Raw genomic sequence first — 17,719 nt, forward strand, 5'->3', positions numbered from 1 at the left:
CGCGCCCGGCCGACCCGCCCCACCCCTGCGGGGCGCGGGGTCACGTGCTCGTGGCCGCCACCCGCTCCCCCGGGGAGCCCGCGTCCGGCCCCGGCAGCAGCCGCAGCACCGCCCGCCGCTGGCCCTCGCTCGTCGCGTCGTCGTACGGGTCGGGCGTGGCCGGTACCTGGAGCCGGTGCACCGGCCCCGCGCCGAGCCGCGCGTACCCCCGGCCCGCCGGTACCTCCGGCACCGGGGTGGTGGGCGGCGGGGCGCCCAGCACGGCGGTGGTCTGTTCGAGTGAGGCCGGGCCGAGGACCACCCGTGCGCGGGTGTGGAACCGTACGGCCTCGCTCAGGCCCTCCGCCGCGTCGAGCTGCTCGGCCACCACGACCCGTACGTTCGCCGCCCGCCCGTGCCGCAGCGGCACCTGGAGCAGCTCCTGCGGGTCCGTACGGCCGTCCGCCGCCGCCACATGGCTGAGCGCCGACGGCCGGTCCAGCACGATCCACAGCGGGCGCTGGACGTCCTCCGGCGGCGAATGGCCGAACTGGCGGGCGCGGTTGGCGGCCAGCAGCCGCCGTTCGGTCTCGTGCCCGGCCCACTCCAGCGTGGCCAGCACCCCGGCGAGCCCGCATTCGACGGCCAGCACCCCGGCGCGGCCGCCGAGGCACGCGTACTCGCCGGTTCCGCTGCCGTCCACCACCAGCACGTCGCCGTGCGGCAACGCCTGGAGCAGGATGGAGCGGAGCAGCGTGGTGGTGCCGCTGCCGGGGCGGCCGAGCACCAGCAGATGCGGTTCGGTGGAGCGCGGCCCGGTGCGCCAGACGACGGGTGGCACGTCCCGCGTCGCCGCCGCAGTCCCGCCGTCGGCCGGCTCGCCCGCGTCGGAGCCGTCCCGGGACTGGGCCATCTCGTCGTCGACGCCCTCCAGCACCGGCAGGGTCCGCCGCACGGACGACGCGTCCGTGAAGCCGAGCACCGTCTCGCCCGGCGCGGTCACGAAGCGCTGGGCGCAGATCGCGGTGGACAGGGCGGGCAGCACCGCCAGGGTGAGCCGGTTCGCCTCCTCGTCCCAGGTGAACAGGTACTCCCTGTCGCGCCCCGACTTCGCGTACAGCACCTGTTCGACGCGGGCCCGGGACGCGGCTTCGCCATCCGTGAAGTACGCGGGGTACCGCAGCAGCAGCCGGGTCAGCCGCCCGTCCTCGTCGAAGTCGAACGACTCGAAGGGGCGCGACCACTCCCCGCCGTGGCTGTAGAGCGGGTCGGGGTCCTCGGCGGCGGCGAAGTACGGCACCAGCGCCTCGTAGATCAGGCGCAGCCGCTCGGTGCCGTCGGCGCCCGGCCCCGGAGCGGCGGGGGCGCGCACCCGCCCGGCCCAGCCCGCGGCGCCGAGCAGGCCGATCGCCGAGGCCAACGGTCCGTACGGCAGCAGGAAGACGACGAACAGGCAGGCGGCCGCGACGAAGAACGCGGGCCCGCGCTGTTCGCCCGGAAGCTCCGCCCACCGGCGGCGTGCTCCGGCGGCGAGCACCCGCAAGCCCCGGGAGAGGGCGAGCAGCGGGTGGAGGACGTCGGCGGCGCTGTCGGCCGCGGTGCGGGCGAACTCGCGGCCGCGGCGGAACGGGGCGCGCCCGGCGCCGCCGAGGCGGAGCCGGGGGAGCGGTGGCAGGTCCACGTCAGATCTTGATCCCGCCCAGCAGACTGGCGAGGCTTGCGCCACCGGCCTTGATGCTCGGGGCGATGGCGGTGCTCGCGAGGTAGAAGCCGAAGAGGGCGCACACGACGCCGTGGGATGCCTTGAGGCCGTCTTTGCGGAAGAAGATGAAGACGACGATGCCGAGCAGGACGACACCGGAAATGGACAGGATCATCTCGGTCTCCTGGCTGGTGGGGGACTCTCACCATGAGTCATTCCAGGGTCACAGCATGTATCCATCCGGGGAAAGGTGCAAATGGGGCGATTGATGGCACAAGCGCAACAATGGTCACGTGCCGGTGATCACATGCACAGGTGGCGCGTGCGCGGGTAGCGGCATGCACAGGCAGTGAACGCACAGCTAGCGAAGCCGGAGGCGATACGCGATGAGCGCACCGAACCCCGAGAGCGAGCCCGCTCACGACCCGGAGGTGCTGCAACTGGCGGCGAAGGTCTTCGACCTGGCCCGGCACGGTGACACCGACACGCTCGCCGCCTACGTGGACGCGGGCGTTCCGGCCAACCTCACCAACGACAAGGGCGATTCGCTGCTCATGCTGGCCGCCTACTACGGCCACCCGGCCGTCGTATCGGCGCTGCTGGAGCGCGGGGCCGACCCCAATCGCGTCAACGAGCGGGGGCAGACCCCCATCGCCGGGGCGGCCTTCAAGGGGGAGGAGGAGGTGCTGCGGGTCCTGCTGGCCGCCGGTGCCGACCCGCGCGCGGGCTCGCCGTCGGCGGTCGACACGGCGCGCATGTTCGGGCGGGAGGACCTGCTCGCGCTGTTCGGGCCCGCGGACTCGTAAGCGCTGGGCCGTGTCCGTACTCATCGAAGGGCCAAAGGGGGTTGGTCCAGACCTGTTGACATGAGCACCGCAGCGCTGGAGATTATGCCGCGCACCTTCCCCCCCCCCCCGGAACCGGCCCGCGCGCCGGTTCCGGGATCCCCCACACAGGAAGGCAATCGGCGCCATGCCAAGGACGCTGCGCACCACCCTGATCGGCCTGCTCTCGGCGACCGCGCTCGCCGCCACTCCCTGGTTCACCGCCCCGGCCGCCGCCGGGCCGTCCGCCCCCACGGCCGCGTTCACCGACACCTTCGACGGCCCGGCGGGCGGCGCGGTCGACGCCGGCCGGTGGGGATACGAGACCGGCGACAACGTCAACAACCATGAGCGGCAGTACTACACGGACGGCACGAAGAACGCCGCGCTGGACGGTCAGGGCAACCTCGTCATCACCGCCCGCAAGGAGAACCCCGCCAACTACTCCTGCTGGTACGGCCGCTGCGAGTACACCTCCGCCCGCCTGTCCACCGCACGCACCTTCACCACCGCCTACGGTCATGTCGAGTCCCGCATGAAACTGCCGCGCGGCCAGGGCATGTGGCCCGCCTTCTGGATGCTCGGCAACGACATCGGCAGCGCGGGCTGGCCCAACTGCGGTGAGATCGACGTCGTGGAGAACGTCGGCTACGAACCCGGCACCGTCCACGGCACGATCCACGGCCCCGGCTACTCCGGGTCGGGGGGCATCGGCGCGGGCTACACCCTGCCGGGCGGGGCGAAGTTCTCCGACGCCTTCCACACGTTCGCCGTCGACTGGTCGCCCAACAAGATCACTTGGTCGGTGGACGGCAACGTCTACCAGACCCGCACCCCCGCCGATCTGAACGGCAACCGCTGGGCCTTCGACCACCCCTTCTACCTCATCCTCAACCTCGCGGTCGGCGGCTACTGGCCGGGCGACCCGGACGGCAGCACCACCTTCCCCCAGCAGCTGGTGGTCGACTACGTGAAGGTGACCGGCGGCCACTGACGTCCCGCACGGGGCCGCGTCCGGTCGGGGGTGGAGGAGGGGCTGCTGGAGTGGGCTCCGGAATCGAGTTGGTCCTCGGCGGCCCTTCCCCACCCGTATGATCGGTATCCAGTCCCATGTACGGAGTTGGGGGCGCGATGACTGCCACTTGGTGGCTTATGCAGGGTGAGGCCACGGTCGGCGAGTTACGGCAGTACGGGGTCGACCAGCCGGTCTTCCTGTGCCACTTCACGCCCGGACCGGCATGGGAAAAGGCCCGGGACAAGTTCGAGTCGTGGTCGGCGCTGCGCGGTCCGGACCCTGACGGAAGCCGTACCGCACAGGTGATCAGATCCATCATGGACCTCGAACTGCAGCTGGTCCCCGCGGACGGCAGCCCCCCGATGGCGCTGTTCACGGAGTGCATCCTGCGGATCGACGGTCACACGGCCCGCCTGCGGTACTGAAGGGCACATGCACTGCCGAAGCGCTGGTGCACTGCCGAAGCGCTCTGCGGCTATCCGTCCGTCTTGCCGAGGACGAGCACCTGGATGGCCAGCACGGCGGCCCCCCGCGCCCAGTCGTTGAAGTCGGAGACCTTGGTCTCCAGGTCGATCGGGTCCGCCAGCGGATGGCGATGGGCGGCGATGGTCCGACGGATGGTCTCGCCCGCGACGTCGACCAGACCGACCCCCTCCCCGGCGAGCAGGATCTTCTGCGGCATCGCGAAGTTGGCGATCTGCGCCACCAGGATGCCGAGCCCCCGCGCCGCCTCGTCGATCACCCGGCCGGTGACCGGATCGCCGGATGCGGCGAGGGCGAGAATCCCGGGATAGTCGATCTCCCGGCCCAGCGCGGCCTGCACCTGGTAGCGGATGCTCGGGATGGACAGCAGCGCGACCGCGCTGCCGCGCTCCCCGTCCGGGGTGAGGGGCCCGTTCGGATCGATGATCCAGCGCTTGCCGAGACCGTGGCCGTCCTCCGCGCCGCGGACCAGGGTGCCGCCGATGACCAGGCCGTATCCGATGCCCGCGCCGATCGTGAGCACGACGAAGCGGTCCAGCCCGCGCCCCGCGCCGAACCAGGTCTCGGCCTCGGTGAGGGCCACCACGTCGTTCTCCACCACCACCGGCAGCCCGGTGCGCCGCTCCAGGAGCTCGGCGAACGGGACGTCGTCCCAGTCCAGGAAGGCGGAGTCGACGACGGTGGACCGGCCCCGGACATGGCCGCCGACGCCCACGCCGATCCCGGCCAGCCGGGGGAAGTCGCGGCTGAAGTCCTGGACAAAAGCCTCGAGGAGGTCCGCGACCTCCTCGGGGTCATGGGTGCCGAGCGGACGGGTCCGCTGGGCCACGACCTCGCTCTTGAGGGTGGTGACCACCCCGTACACCGCATCGCCGGTGATCTTGAATCCGGCGAAGTAGCGGGACTCGGCCACGATGTCCAGCGGCTGGGAGGGGCGCCCCTGCCCGCCGGTCCGGGCCGGACGGGACGAGTTCGGCCACGCCTCCTCGACCAGCAGCCCGGACTCGATCAGCGGTTTGGTCAGCCGGGTGAGGCTGCCCGCCGACAGATCCAGCCGTCTGGCGATCTCGCCGCGGGAGAGGGGGCCGTGCATCAGCACTTCGATCGCCACCGCCCGCTCGGCGGGACTCAGCGGTGCCCAACTGGCCGCCAGCGCACTCATCGAGCCTTCATCATCCACATCCTGGAGCCTATATATCTTTCCCGACGAAAACAATGGCGGGGTCCTGGGCTGTGGATAACGGGTTTTCCCCACCTCGTGCAGGGGTCTTGACAGCTCTATTTTTTCGTCACGAAACTAATCGGCCATGGACCACGTCATGGACAAGGGAGTCTTATGGCCATCGCCTCGCCCCACCGCGCGGGCGCCCACCGCCAGGGCGCCCGCCGCCAGGACGCCCGCGGCGACGGGCTGCTCGCGGCGGCGTTCATCGCACCCGCTCTGTTCGGGTTCCTCGTCTTCCTCCTCTGGCCCACCCTGCGCGGCATCTATCTGAGCTTCACCCGCTTCAACCTGCTGACCCCGCCGGAATGGGTGGGCCTGGACAACTACGTGCGCATGGTCAACGACCCCATCTTCTGGGACTCGTTGCGCGTCACCGTCGTCTACGTGGCCATGAACATCGGGGTGCAGACCGTCGTGGCCCTGCTGATCGCCGTCCTGATGCAGCGGCTGACCCAGTCGGCGTTCGTGCGCGGCATCGTGCTCACCCCGTATCTGGTCTCCAACGTGGTCACCGGCATCGTCTTCCTGTGGATGCTCGACACCCAGCTCGGCATCGGCAACCAGATCCTCGGCGCCCTCGGCTTCGGCCACATCGCCTTCTTCGGGAGCCAGGCGTGGGCGATCCCCACCATCGCCCTGGTCAACGTCTGGCGGCACGTGGGCTACACGGCCCTGCTGCTCTTCGCCGGGCTCCAGGCGATCCCCAAGGACATGTACGAGGCGGGGCGGATCGACGGGGCGGGGGAGTGGCGGATGTTCTGGCGGATATCGATGCCGCTGCTGCGCCCGATCCTCGCGCTCGTGCTCATCATGACCGTCATCGGGTCGTTCCAGGTGTTCGACACGGTCGCGGTCACCACCGCCGGAGGCCCGGCCAACGCCACCAACGTGCTCCAGTACTACATCTACGGAGCCGCGTTCGGACGGTTCCAGTTCGGCTACGCCTCCGCGATGTCCGTCGCGCTGCTGATCGTCCTCAGCGTGATCACCATCGTTCAGTACCGGCTCACCAAGGCCGGTCAAACGGACCTCGGTTAGGGAGCCCGTCATGGCATTGGCGACACCCACGAAACTCGGTGCCCCCAGCCCGGCCACCACCCGGACCGCGCTCACAGTGCGGCGCAGGCCCTCACCCGGCCGCATCGTCGCCTGGGTGCTCATGGGCGGGGTCATGGTGGTGACGCTGTTCCCCTTCTACTGGATCCTGCGGACCGCGCTGTCCACCAACACCGCGCTCGCCGCCCACCCCTCCTCCCTGCTGCCCGTCGACATCAGCCTGGGCGGCTTCGCCCGGGTCTTCGGCCTCCAGAGCACCAAGGACGCCCTCGCCCAGGGCGGCTCGGGCGGCAGCCTCCACTTCTGGCGCTACCTGCTCAACTCGGTGCTCGTCTCGACGGTGATCACCTTCTGCCAGGTCCTGTTCTCCGCCATGGCCGCCTACGCCTTCGCCCGCCTCCGATGGCGCGGCCGGGACACCGTGTACGGGCTGGTGCTCGCCGGGCTCATGGTGCCCGCCGTCTTCACCCTGCTGCCGAACTTCGTCCTCATCAAGGAGCTCGGCCTGGTCGACAACCTGCTCGGCATCGCGCTGCCCACGATGTTCATGACGCCGTTCGCCGTGTTCTTCCTCCGCCAGTTCTTCATGAACATCCCCCGGGAGATCGAGGAGGCCGCGCTGCTGGACGGGGCGGGAAAGGTGCGGGTCTTCTTCCGGCTCATCCTGCCGATGGCGGGAGCCCCGATCACGACCCTCGCCATCCTCACCTACATGACGTCATGGAACGACTACTTCTGGCCGCTCATGGTGTCGTACAGCGACAGCTCCCGGGTGCTCACCGTCGCGCTGAGCATCTTCCGCGCCCAGTCGCCGCAGACCGGGGTGGACTGGGCCGGGCTGATGTCGGCGACGCTGGTCGCCGCGCTCCCGATGCTCCTGCTGTTCGCCGCCTTCGCCCGGCGCATCGTCAACTCCGTCGGCTTCACCGGAATCAAGTAGGAGGCAGCGATGGCCATGGCACGGACCTTCCGCACCCCTCGCGCACCGCGCGCCTTCCGCACCGCGGTCGCGCTCGGCGGAGCCGCCGCGCTCACCCTCGTGGCGGGCTGCGCACCGCAGGGCTCCTCGTCGGTCTCCGCACAGCGGACCGTCAGCTACTGGCTCTGGGACGCCAATCAGCTGCCCGCATACGAGGCGTGCGCGAAGGACTTCGAGAAGAAGAACCCCGGGCTCACCGTCAACATCACCCAGGTGGGGTGGGACGACTACTGGACCAAGCTCACCGCCGCGTTCATCGCGGACACCGCGCCCGACGTCTTCACCGACCACGTCTCCAAGTTCGCCCAGTTCGCCGACCTCGGCGTGCTCGCCCCGCTCGACGAACTGCCCGCCACCAAGGGCATCAGGAACGCCGACTACCAGCCCGGCCTTGGGGCCTCGTGGATCGGGCAGGACGGCCACCGCTACGGCGCCCCGAAGGACTGGGACACCGTCGCCCTCTTCTACAACAAGAAGATGGCCAAGGCCGCCGGGGTCTCCGCCAAGGATCTCAACTCCCTGGCCTGGAACCCCCGGGACGGCGGCACCTTCGAGAAGACCATCGCCCATCTCACCGTCGACCGGAACGGCGTCCGGGGCGATGAGCCGGGGTTCGACAAGAACCACGTACGCACCTACGGCCTCGCCACCAACGACGCGGGCCATGCCGACGGCCAGACCCAGTGGAGCGCCTTCACCGGCTCGGCGGGCTGGAGCTACACCAACAAGCGGCAGTGGGGCGATCACTACAACTACGACCAGCCCGCCTTCAAGAAGGCCATCAGCTGGTACTTCGGGCTCGCGAAGAAGGGATACCTCGCACCGTTCACGGACTTCTCCGACTCCAACGGCCCCGAGGTGCAGCTCGGTTCGGGCAAGGCGGCCATCGCCATGCACGGCTCCTGGATGATCTCGACCTTCGCTGGGCTCAAGGGCGTCGACGTCGGCACCGCCCTGACCCCCGTCGGTCCGTCCGGTCATCGCGCCACCATGATGAACGGCCTCGCCGACTCCATCAGCAAGCACGCGAAGAACAAGAAGGGCGCCGAGAAGTGGGTGGCCTATCTCGCCTCGAACGCGTGCCAGAAGGCGGTCGGTAAGCACGGCATCGTCTTCCCCGCGACCAAGGCGGGCACGGCAGCGGCAGCGGCCGCCTACGAGAAGGACGGCATCGACACCACGGCCTTCACCAAGCCGGTCGCCGACCGCACCACCTTCCCCTTCCCCGTCACGGACTACGCCGCGGACATCGACGCCCTGATGACCCCCGCGGTGCAGGACATCTACGCCAACGGGGCGTCCGCGTCCGACGTGCTCGACCGCACCAACCAGCAGGTCAACTTCCTCTTCGACCAGTGACTCTTCGACCAATGAGTCCTTGACCAGTGAAAGGGCCCTCCATGCCGTTCACCCTTGGCATCGTCGGCGCCGGGCAGTTCGCCGGCCAGTTCGCCAAGCTCTTCCAGGCCCACCCGGGCGTCGGGGACGTCACCGTCACCGATCTGCTGCCCGAGCGCGCGGACCGGCTGGTCTCCCAGTACGGGCTGGCCGGGACCCACCCCACGTTCGAGGCCATGCTGGAATCCGACGTGGACGCCGTCGCGCTGTTCACCCAGCGCTGGACCCACGGCCCCCTCGTCGTCCGGGCCCTGCGCGCCGGGAAGCACGTGTACTCGGCCGTGCCGATGGCCGTCAGCGAGGAGGAGATCGCCGCCATCATCGACGCCGTCCGGGAGACCGGGCTGACGTACATGATGGGCGAGACCAGCCAGTACAACCCGGCCACGGTCTACGCCCGGGAGAAGATCTCCGAGGGCGGCTTCGGGCGGCTCTTCTACGCCGAGGGCGACTACGTCCACGACATGGACCTCGGCTTCTACGAGGCGTACCAGTACAGCGGCGGCGAGCACTGGAAGTCCACCGCGAGCTATCCGCCGCTGCTCTACCCCACCCACTCGGTCGGCGGAGTGCTGGGCGCCTGGCAGACCCACGCGGTGAGCGTGTCCGCGATAGGGGTGCGGGACGAGCGGGGGGACGGGGTCTTCGACCGGGAAGTCAGCCAGTTCGACAACGACTTCTCCAACGCCACCGCGCTCTTCGAGGCCGCCGGGGGCGGATCCTTCCGCATCAATGAGTTCCGCCGGGTGGGCTACCCCTCACACATCCGCGAGTCGCGGTTCCGCTTCTTCGGTACCGAGGGCAGTCTCGAGCAGCTCGCCACCGTCAGCTTCTGGCAGGACAAGAAGGGTGTCCAGGACGTCTCCGAGCACCTCCAGCCCGCGCCGACCCTGTCCCCCGACGATCCGTCGCTCGCCGAGGTGGCCCCCGCGCTGCGGGACGCCTTCACCTCGGGCAGCGCGCCGGTGCACGACCGGTCGCGGCTGCCGAAGGAGTTCGCCCAGCTGCCCAACGGGCACGAGGGCAGCCACCACTTCCTCGTCGACGACTTCGTCACCGCCGTCAACACCCGCACCCTGCCCACGGTGAACGCATGGGTCGCGGCCCGCTACACCCTGCCGGGCATCGTCGCCCACCGGTCCGCGCTCCAGGGCGGTGCCCGTCTGGACATCCCGGACTTCGGCGACGCGCCCGCGTAGCGCTCCTCGAGCTGAGCCGGACCGCCGCGCGCATCGCAAACGCCTTGTGCCCACGGGACGGCGGTCCGGCCGTATAGCTTGATCCTCATGGACATCGGTGATGTGGTCGAGGACTTCGAACTTCCCGACGAGAGCGGCGACACCCGCACCCTGAGCGGACTGCTCGCGAACGGCCCGGTCGTGCTGTTCTTCTACCCGGCGGCCTTCACGCCCGGCTGCACGAAGCAGGCCTGCCACTTCCGCGACATTGCGGCGGAGTTCAGAGAGCTGGGCGCCGAACCGGTCGGAATCAGCGCCGACGCGGTCGAAAAGCAGGCGGAGTTCGCCCGCGCGTACTCCTTCGGCTATCCGCTGCTGTCGGATCCGGAAGGGACGGTACGGGAGCGGTTCGGGGTGAAGCGGGGTATCGCGGCCGTACCGACCAAGCGGGTCACCTTCGTGATCGACACCGACCGCCGGGTGCTGGAGGTCGTCAAGAGCGAGTTCCGGATGGGGGTCCACGCGGACCGGGCGCTGGACGCGCTCCGGCGCCGGGCCGCGTAGCGAACCAGGCGCGAAAACACTTGCGGGGGCGGTGCGTTGCGCCGCCCCGCAAACCTTGGTGACACCTCTAGCAAGCGCTTGCCGCGCGGCGTAAGGTCATCCGCCCGACCGTAGTACGCCCCGCCATGCCGCACGCGCCGAGCTGAGGAGCCTCCATGAGACGCGCCGGTACCGCACTGCTGGCCGCCACCGCCTGCCTCGCCCTGCTGCCCGGCGCCCCGGCATGGGCCGGGACCTCCGGCCACCGCCCCGGCCACGCCCTCCCGAACTGCACCGGCACCGCCCCCATCACCTGCCACTTCGACGTCGCCCCGGGGACGTACGACGTCACGGCCCTCCTCGGCGGCGCCGACGCCGGAAGCACCGCCGTGACCGCCGAGTCGCGGCGCACGCTGCTGCCCGCGACACCGACCGCCGCCCGGCAACGGCTGACGAGGACCTTCACCGTCAACGTGCGCGAGCCGGAAGGAGAGCCGACCGGGCCGAGCGGATCGCCCGGGCTCGACCTCTCCTTCGGCGGCGACGCGCCCCGCCTCGCCGATCTGCGGATCACCGCGAGCCGCCGTACGCAGCTCTTCCTCGCCGGGGACTCGACCGTCTGCGACCAGATCGCCGCCCCGTACACGGGCTGGGGCCAGCAGCTTCCGCAGTTCTTCCGCGGCGGTCTCTCGGTCGCCAACTACGCCGACTCCGGCGAGGGTTCCGGCTCCTTCCTCGCCGACCCCCGGCTCTTCCCCACCATGCGGCCACTGATCCGCACGGGCGACACCGTCCTCATCCAGTTCGCCCACAACGACAAGCAGACGACCGCCGCCGACTACCGCGCCAACCTCACCGCGCTGCTCGACGGGGTACGGGCGCGCGGCGGCAAGCCCGTCCTCGTCACACCCATCGTGCGCCGCTGGTTCAACGACGACGGCACCCTCGACAACGGCACCGCCCTGCACATCAACGGCCTCGGTGTGAACCTGCCCGCCGAGATGCGCGCCCTCGCCGCCGAGCGGCACGTCCCCCTCATCGACCTCACGGCCCTCACCCGGCAGCTGGTGGAGCGGCTCGGCCCCGAGGGCTCCAAGGCGCTGTACCTCTATGACGAGGCCCGCGACAACACCCACACCTCCGCCCACGGCGCCACCGAGTTCGCCCGGCTCGTGCTCGGCGAACTGCGTGCGCAAGCCCTGGTCCCCGGCGGGGTGATCCGGTGACGCACACGCAGAGAAGCCACACGCACAGAAGCCACGCCCAGAGAACTCACGCCCAGAGAAGCCACGCCCAGAGGAGCCACCCGCAGGTGACCCACCCCTTCCCGCTGCCCGCCGAGGACCGCGCCACCAGCCCGTACACCGGCTGGACCCGGGCCCACTGGGAGGCCGCCGCCGACGGGCTCCTCGCCGCCGTCACCCCGTACGCCACCCCCGGCCGGGCCCTCTACCAGCTGCCGGGCCACCGGCCGAGCTGGTCCGGCACCCGCTCCGACGGACTCGAAGGATTCGCCCGCACCTTCCTGCTCGCCGCGTTCCGCGTCGCGGGCGCGCGCGGCGCCGACCCGCACGGCCTGCTGGAGCGGTACGCGGACGGCTTCGCCACCGGCACCCGGCGGCCCGGCGGCGACGGCCCCGAGGACTGGCCCCGGATCGCCGACCGCAGCCAGCCGCTGGTCGAATCCGCCTCGATCGCGCTCGGGCTGCGGATCACCCGGCCCTGGCTGTGGGACCGGCTGGACGACGGCGTGCGTCAGCGCGTCGGCGCCTGGCTCACGGACGCGCTCACCGCCACCCCCGTGCCCACCAACTGGGAGCTGTTCCCGGTGGCCGTCGGAGGCTTCCTCGCCGAGGCGGACGTCGAAACGGAGGCCGCCCGCGCGGCCGTAGACCGGGGCCTGGCGCGCATCGAGCCCTGGTACACCGGCGACGGCTGGTACAGCGACGGCGCGAACCGCGCCTTCGACTACTACAACGGCTGGGCCCTGCACCTCTATCCGGCCCTCGACGCCTGGCTGTCCGGCGACACCGAACGGCTCGCCCGCTACGGGCAGCGGCTGGCCGCCCATCTCGCCGACTACGCCCACCTCTTCGGCGGCGACGGCGCCCCGCTCCACCAGGGCCGCTCGCTGATCTACCGATTCGCGGCCGCCGCCCCGCTCTGGCTGGGCGCCCTCACCGGGCACACCCCGCTCGCCCCCGGCACCACCCGCCGCCTCGCCTCCGGTGCCCTGCGCTACTTCCTCGACCGGGGCGCCGCCTCGGGCGACGGGCTGTTGTCGCTGGGCTGGCACGGCCGCTACGAGGGCCTGGTCCAGCCCTACTCCGGCCCCGCGTCCCCCTACTGGGCCGCCAAGGGCTTCCTCGGGCTGCTGCTCCCGGAGGACCACGAGGTGTGGACGGCCCGCGAGGAGCCGGGCCCCGCCACCGCGGGCGCCGACGTCACCCGCGCGGTGCACGGCCCGAACTGGCTGCTCCAGTCCACCACCGCCGACGGCCTGGTGCGCCTCCACAACCACGGCAGCGAACACCTCCCCCCGCCCGGCGACCCCGACCAGGACGACCCGTACTACGCCCGGCTCGCCTACTCCACGGCCACCGGCCCCGCCCCGTACGGCGCCGCGCCCGACAACCACTTCGGCCTGCTGAGCGGCGACCGGGTGTCCCTGCGGACCCGGCTGGAGCCCCTGGGCGCGGGGGACGGCTGGGCCGCCTCCCGCCATCACGCCCGGGTGGTGGGGGAGGAGCGGCCGGACGAGGTCCGGATCACCGGACTGGTGCTGGCGCACGGCGCGGCGGAGATCCGCGTCCACCTGGTGGCGGGGGCGGCCCCGGGCCACCCCGTACGCCAGACCGGCTGGGCGGCCCCGGACGAGGACCTGCGCTCCGAACTCCTGCCGCTGCACGGCCTGCTGACCGCCGACCCGCTGCCCGCCGCCACGGCCTTCTCCGGCCGTGCCGTCACGCCCGCCCTCACCGGCGAGACCACCGGCGGCGCGGCCGGTGACCTGTTCGTCTGCCTTGCCCGGCTGACGGCCGAACCGGACCCGGCCCCGCTGGAGACGCTGGCCCGCGTGGACGTGGCGCCCGCCGACGGCGGCTACGAGGTCCGGGTCGCCTGGTGGGACGGAGCCGCCTACCGCGCCCATCTGTCGGAGCGGGCGGTACGGGTCGCCCCGGCGATCCCGGCGCCGGTCAGCCGAAGCTGACGCGGCTACGGCGCGGGCGCGGGCGGCAGCGTTCCGCCGAGGCGTTCGGACAGGGCCCTGGTCGAGGCGAGGAGGGTCTCGCCGATCTCGGCGACGCGGTCCCGGGTGACGCGGGAGGCGGGCCCGGAGACGCTGATCGCGGTGGCGACCGCCCCGCTGTGGTCGAAGACCGGCGCCGCGACGCAGCGGATCTCCCGCTCGTTCTCCACGTCGTCGATCGCGTACCCGCGCTCCCGCACCGTGGCCAACTCGGCGCGCAGCCACCCGGCGGTGGTGATGGTGGCCGGGGTGCGGGGCGGCATGCCCCGTGCGATCACCTGGTCCACCACGGCGGGGGAGGCGTAGGCGAGAAACGCCTTTCCGACGGCGGTGCAATACGCGGGCTGGCGGCTGCCGATGCGTGAATGCATGCGCACCGGCTGGGGGCTTTCGACCTTGTCGATATAAACGATCTCCGGTGGATCGAAGACCACCAAGTGGACCGTTTCCCCTATGCCGTCGACGAGTTCATGCAGATGCGGGGCGGCGGCTTCGCGGAAGTCCAGCCGCTCCAAATAGACTTGGCCGAGGAAGGCATTCTGGGGGCCCAGTTGATAGCGCCCGTTCTCGGCGTCCTGGTCCACCAGGCGCACCTCCCGCAGCGGTGCCAGCAGCCGCAGGATGGTGCTCTTGCTCAGGCCCAGGCCCTCGGCCAGGTCGGTGAGGGTCGCGCCGCGCGGATGCCCGCGGTCCTCGGCCAGGAACATCACGATGGACAGCGCCCGGCGCAGCGACGACGAGGTGTTGCGCCCAGGGCCGGTCCCGGCGGGGCGGTCGTCCTGGCCGCCGTGGGCGGTGTCCGGCCGAGAAGTCATGCCGGGAAGGTAGCCGACCTCCGCGTTTTTGCATAGCGGCATCGGATGCCGGAATTCGAAATCAACCATTGACGGCCTTGACCGGCTCGGTTAGCTTGTCCGCACCTCATACGGAATTCGATTCTGCATTGCAGAATCCCCAGAGCCCGACGGTCATCGCCGATCGCGGCCTCGATGACCTGTCTCGCTCTTTTTCACCCCGAAGGGAGTCCCGCCATGGGACGACGACGCCTTCATGCCCGCAGAATGGCCGCGATCTCCGTGAGCGCCCTCGCCGCCACTTCCCTGCTCGCCGCCTGCTCCTCCAGCCAGAGCCCCGCCTCCCGCGCGCAGGACTCCACCCTCCAGAAGGTGACCCGCAGCGGCACGCTGCGGGTGGCCAGCTGTCTGACCTTCCCGCCCTTCGGCTCGACCGACAAGGGCAACAAGCCCCAGGGCTTCGACGTCGACGTCGCCAAGGCCATGGCCAAGGCGCTCGGCGTCAAGGCGAAGATCGTCGACACCACCTCCGCCAACCGCATCCCCAATCTGCGCACGCACAAGGTCGACGCCGTGGTCTGCAACTTCACCACCACCGCCGAGCGCGCCAAGCAGGTCGCCTTCAGCGATCCGTACATCGTCGCCGGTGAGGTGCTGATGGTGAAGAAGTCCAGCGACATCGCGAGCCTCAAGGACCTCTCGGGCAAGAAGGTGGCCGTCACCAAGGGCTCCACCAACGGCGCCGCCGTGAAGGAGGGCAACCCGAAGGCGCGGATCCAGGAGTACGACACCTCGGCGGCCGCCGTGCTCGCGGTCAAGCAGGGCCAGGCCGACGCCATGGTCGAGGACTCCAACTTCCTCAACTACCAGGCCAAGCTCGACCCCTCCCTCAAGGTCACCAAGGACTCCGTCGTACCGCTGGAGTACAACGCGATCGGCGTGGGCCAGGGCGACCCCGACTGGCTCCAGTGGATCAACACCTGGCTGCGCGAGTTCAACACCTCCGGCCAGAGCGCGGCCCTCTACAAGAAGTGGTTCGGCGTCAAGCCCGTATACCCCCTCAACCCGTCCTACTAAAAAAGCCCTGCCGGGCGGTGGCACCCCGGCCGCCGCCCCCGTGGAGGAACCCCATGTTCGCCGACTGGACGTACGCCCTCCAGGACTGGCCCACCTACCTCGGCGCGGCCTGGCTGACCCTGAAGCTCTCCCTCGCCGCCTTCGTCCTCGCCTGCGCCCTCGGGCTGCTCGGCGCCCTCGCCCGCCGGTCGCGGCACGCCCTCGTCCGCGCCCCGGCCGCCGTGTACGTCGAGGTCATCCGCAACACCCCGGTGCTGCTCCAGATGTTCGTCGCCTACTTCGCCCTGCCCTCGGCCGGGCTGCGGCTCAGCCCCGTACAGGCGGGCATCGCGGCGCTCGGCGTCAACGTCGGCGCGTACCTCACCGAGATCTTCCGGGCCGGTATCCAGGCCGTCCCGAGCGGCCAGCGCGAGGCGTCCCGCGTGCTCGCCCTCAGCCCCTTCCGTACCTTCCTGCACGTCGTGCTCCCGCAGGCGCTGCGCAACGTCTACCCGGCCGTGATCAACCAGCTCGTCCAGATCATCCTGGGCTCGTCGCTGCTCTCGGCCATCTCCGTGCCCGAACTCACCGGCACCGCCATGGTGATCAACTCCCGCAATCTGCTCACCATCCAGGTGTTCGGCATCGCCGCCGTGCTCTACCTGGTGCTCACCAACGTGGTCGTGCTGGTGGCGGAGCTGATCGGCCGCGCGGCCTTCAAACCGCCGCTGCGCCCGATCCGCCCCCACCAGTCGGTCCTGGCGGGTCTGCGGACCGCGGCCCGCCGTCTCGTCCTGATCCGCAAGGAGGCGTGATGGACTGGTCGGTCCTGTGGTCCAACCGGGACCTGTACGCCTCCGGGCTGTGGTCCACCGTCGAGCTGTCCGCCGCGGCCATCGCCGCCTGCACCCTGCTCGGCCTGGTCATCGCGGCCATCCGCACCAGCCGGATCCCCGTCCTGGCCCAGCTCGCGCGCTGCTACCTGGAGATCTTCCGGGGCACCCCGCTGCTGGTCCAGATGCTCTTCATCTACTTCGGTGCCGCCTACCTCGGCATCGGGAACATCTCCGTCTTCGGCGCCGCCCTCCTCGCGCTCACCCTCTTCCAGGGCGCCTACGTCGCGGAGATCTTCCGCTCCGGCATCGAAGCCGTCCCGCGCGGCCAGTGGGAGGCGGCGCGGGTCCTGGGCCTGTCCCGCACCCAGACCTTCGCGTCGGTGATCCTGCCCCAGACCCGGGCCATCGTGCTGCCCCCGCTGGTGGGCCAGTACCTCTCGCTCGTCAAGGACACCTCGATCGCCGTCGTCATCGGCTACGCCGAACTGCTCCGCGAGGGCCAGGCCATCGTGGACCGGGACGGGCACCCGGGCATGGCGTACCTGGCCATCGCCGTCCTGTACTTCGTCATCTGTTCCCCGCTGTCGGTCGTCGTCCGGCGCATGGAGAGAAAGGCCGTGACCGCCTGATGATCACCAAGTCCCCCATGGAACGGACCCCGCCCACCACCGCCCAGGTCGCCCTGTCCGGCGTGCACAAGCGCTTCGGTGACCTGGAGGTCCTCAAGGGCGTCGACATCGAAGTCGGCTCCGGTGAGGTCGTGGTGCTCATCGGGGCCAGCGGCTCCGGCAAGAGCACCCTGCTGCGGATCATGTGCGACCTGGAACGCGCCGACCGCGGAGAGGTCTGGGTCAACGGCGTCCCGCTGCACGACCGCAAGCGCGCACCCGAGATCTTCGGCCACGTCGGCATGGTCTTCCAGCAGTTCAACCTGTTCCCGCACCGCACCGCGTTGGGCAATGTGACCCTCGCGCTGCTCAAGGTGCGCAAGATCAGCCGTAAGGCGGCCGACGAGCGGGGCCGGGAGGCGCTGGCCCGGGTCGGGCTCGCCGACAAGGCGGACGCCTATCCGGCCCAGCTGTCCGGCGGCCAGCAGCAGCGCGTGGCCATCGCCCGCGCGCTCGCCATGGACCCCGCCGTCATGTTCTTCGACGAACCCACCTCCGCCCTCGACCCGGAGCTGGTCGGCGAGGTCACCGGCGTCATGCGGTCCCTGGCCGACGAGGGCATGACCATGGTGGTCGTCACCCACGAGATGCGGTTCGCCCGGGACACCGCCGACCACGTGGTCTTCATGGACGGCGGTGTCGTCCTCGAACAGGGCACGCCCGAGCGCGTCTTCGGCAGCCCGGCCGAGGCCCGTACCCAGCAGTTCCTGCACCGGGTGCTGGACACCTAGGG

General features: G+C 70.9%; 18 protein-coding genes. 14 read left to right on the plus strand and 4 right to left on the minus strand.

Features of this window, described 5'->3' with window-relative positions; translation table 11 throughout:
- Positions 1 to 40: 40 nt before the first annotated feature.
- Positions 41 to 1,660, minus strand: coding sequence for a hypothetical protein (locus EEJ42_RS17765; protein WP_123100901.1), 1,620 nt, complete (start codon positions 1,658 to 1,660; stop codon positions 41 to 43).
- Position 1,661: 1 nt separating this feature from the next.
- Positions 1,662 to 1,856 (minus strand): hypothetical protein, encoded by a 195-nt coding sequence (locus EEJ42_RS17770; RefSeq protein ID WP_039936790.1) that lies wholly within the window; start codon positions 1,854 to 1,856, stop codon positions 1,662 to 1,664.
- Between the two features lie 211 nt (positions 1,857 to 2,067).
- Between EEJ42_RS17770 and EEJ42_RS17775 the strand changes: the two genes are divergently transcribed.
- The 3 genes from EEJ42_RS17775 to EEJ42_RS17785 all read left to right on the plus strand — a co-directional run bounded on the left by EEJ42_RS17775 (position 2,068) and on the right by EEJ42_RS17785 (position 3,945).
- Positions 2,068 to 2,487 (plus strand): ankyrin repeat domain-containing protein, encoded by a 420-nt coding sequence (locus tag EEJ42_RS17775; protein WP_123100902.1) that lies wholly within the window; start codon positions 2,068 to 2,070, stop codon positions 2,485 to 2,487.
- Positions 2,488 to 2,653: 166 nt separating this feature from the next.
- Entirely contained in the window at positions 2,654 to 3,499 is an 846-nt protein-coding gene (locus tag EEJ42_RS17780; protein WP_123100903.1) for a glycoside hydrolase family 16 protein, read from the plus strand.
- Between the two features lie 137 nt (positions 3,500 to 3,636).
- Positions 3,637 to 3,945, plus strand: coding sequence for a hypothetical protein (locus tag EEJ42_RS17785; RefSeq protein WP_123100904.1), 309 nt, complete (start codon positions 3,637 to 3,639; stop codon positions 3,943 to 3,945).
- Positions 3,946 to 3,995: 50 nt separating this feature from the next.
- On the opposite strand, the gene EEJ42_RS17790 is transcribed toward EEJ42_RS17785, so the two are convergent.
- Positions 3,996 to 5,165, minus strand: a complete 1,170-nt coding sequence (locus EEJ42_RS17790) for an ROK family transcriptional regulator (protein ID WP_123100905.1) — start codon at positions 5,163 to 5,165, stop codon at positions 3,996 to 3,998.
- Positions 5,166 to 5,339: 174 nt separating this feature from the next.
- Here EEJ42_RS17790 and EEJ42_RS17795 point away from each other — a divergent pair, with 174 nt between their 5' ends.
- The 7 genes from EEJ42_RS17795 (at position 5,340) to EEJ42_RS17825 (ending at position 13,593) form a co-directional block, all read left to right on the plus strand.
- The gene (locus tag EEJ42_RS17795; RefSeq protein ID WP_123100906.1) at positions 5,340 to 6,266 is read left to right on the plus strand and encodes a carbohydrate ABC transporter permease; all 927 of its coding nucleotides are present in this window, start codon (positions 5,340 to 5,342) and stop codon (positions 6,264 to 6,266) included.
- 10 nt (positions 6,267 to 6,276) lie between these two features.
- Positions 6,277 to 7,224 carry a carbohydrate ABC transporter permease gene (locus EEJ42_RS17800; RefSeq protein ID WP_123100907.1) on the plus strand — a complete coding sequence of 316 codons (948 nt, stop codon included), beginning with the start codon at positions 6,277 to 6,279 and terminating at the stop codon, positions 7,222 to 7,224.
- Positions 7,225 to 7,233: 9 nt separating this feature from the next.
- On the plus strand, positions 7,234 to 8,622 hold the full coding sequence (locus EEJ42_RS17805; protein WP_123100908.1) for an ABC transporter substrate-binding protein: 1,389 nt from the start codon (positions 7,234 to 7,236) through the stop codon (positions 8,620 to 8,622).
- A 41-nt stretch (positions 8,623 to 8,663) separates the two neighbouring features.
- The gene (locus tag EEJ42_RS17810; protein WP_123100909.1) at positions 8,664 to 9,860 is read left to right on the plus strand and encodes a Gfo/Idh/MocA family protein; all 1,197 of its coding nucleotides are present in this window, start codon (positions 8,664 to 8,666) and stop codon (positions 9,858 to 9,860) included.
- An 87-nt stretch (positions 9,861 to 9,947) separates the two neighbouring features.
- Entirely contained in the window at positions 9,948 to 10,403 is a 456-nt protein-coding gene (locus EEJ42_RS17815; protein WP_123100910.1) for a peroxiredoxin, read from the plus strand.
- Between the two features lie 155 nt (positions 10,404 to 10,558).
- On the plus strand, positions 10,559 to 11,608 hold the full coding sequence (locus tag EEJ42_RS17820; RefSeq protein WP_123100911.1) for a rhamnogalacturonan acetylesterase: 1,050 nt from the start codon (positions 10,559 to 10,561) through the stop codon (positions 11,606 to 11,608).
- An 86-nt stretch (positions 11,609 to 11,694) separates the two neighbouring features.
- Positions 11,695 to 13,593, plus strand: coding sequence for a DUF2264 domain-containing protein (locus EEJ42_RS17825; RefSeq protein WP_123100912.1), 1,899 nt, complete (start codon positions 11,695 to 11,697; stop codon positions 13,591 to 13,593).
- A 5-nt stretch (positions 13,594 to 13,598) separates the two neighbouring features.
- On the opposite strand, the gene EEJ42_RS17830 is transcribed toward EEJ42_RS17825, so the two are convergent.
- A complete protein-coding gene (locus EEJ42_RS17830) occupies positions 13,599 to 14,447 on the minus strand; it encodes an IclR family transcriptional regulator (RefSeq protein WP_246096860.1) in 849 nt (282 codons plus the stop codon).
- A gap of 246 nt (positions 14,448 to 14,693) precedes the next feature.
- Between EEJ42_RS17830 and EEJ42_RS17835 the strand changes: the two genes are divergently transcribed.
- From EEJ42_RS17835 to EEJ42_RS17850, 4 genes are read left to right on the plus strand one after another with little or no spacing between them, the layout of a single operon-like run.
- The gene (locus EEJ42_RS17835) at positions 14,694 to 15,503 is read left to right on the plus strand and encodes an ABC transporter substrate-binding protein (RefSeq protein ID WP_123100914.1); all 810 of its coding nucleotides are present in this window, start codon (positions 14,694 to 14,696) and stop codon (positions 15,501 to 15,503) included.
- 53 nt (positions 15,504 to 15,556) lie between these two features.
- Positions 15,557 to 16,297 carry an amino acid ABC transporter permease gene (locus EEJ42_RS17840; RefSeq protein ID WP_246096863.1) on the plus strand — a complete coding sequence of 247 codons (741 nt, stop codon included), beginning with the start codon at positions 15,557 to 15,559 and terminating at the stop codon, positions 16,295 to 16,297.
- The gene (locus EEJ42_RS17845; protein ID WP_123100916.1) at positions 16,297 to 16,947 is read left to right on the plus strand and encodes an amino acid ABC transporter permease; all 651 of its coding nucleotides are present in this window, start codon (positions 16,297 to 16,299) and stop codon (positions 16,945 to 16,947) included. Before EEJ42_RS17840 ends, EEJ42_RS17845 begins: the two co-directional genes overlap by 1 nt.
- 17 nt (positions 16,948 to 16,964) lie before the next feature.
- Positions 16,965 to 17,717 (plus strand): amino acid ABC transporter ATP-binding protein, encoded by a 753-nt coding sequence (locus EEJ42_RS17850; RefSeq protein WP_123100931.1) that lies wholly within the window; start codon positions 16,965 to 16,967, stop codon positions 17,715 to 17,717.
- Positions 17,718 to 17,719 lie beyond the last annotated feature (2 nt).

Origin of the sequence: Streptomyces botrytidirepellens (assembly GCF_003721215.1) — a bacterium.
GTDB classification, from domain to species: Bacteria; Actinomycetota; Actinomycetes; order Streptomycetales; family Streptomycetaceae; genus Streptomyces; species Streptomyces himastatinicus.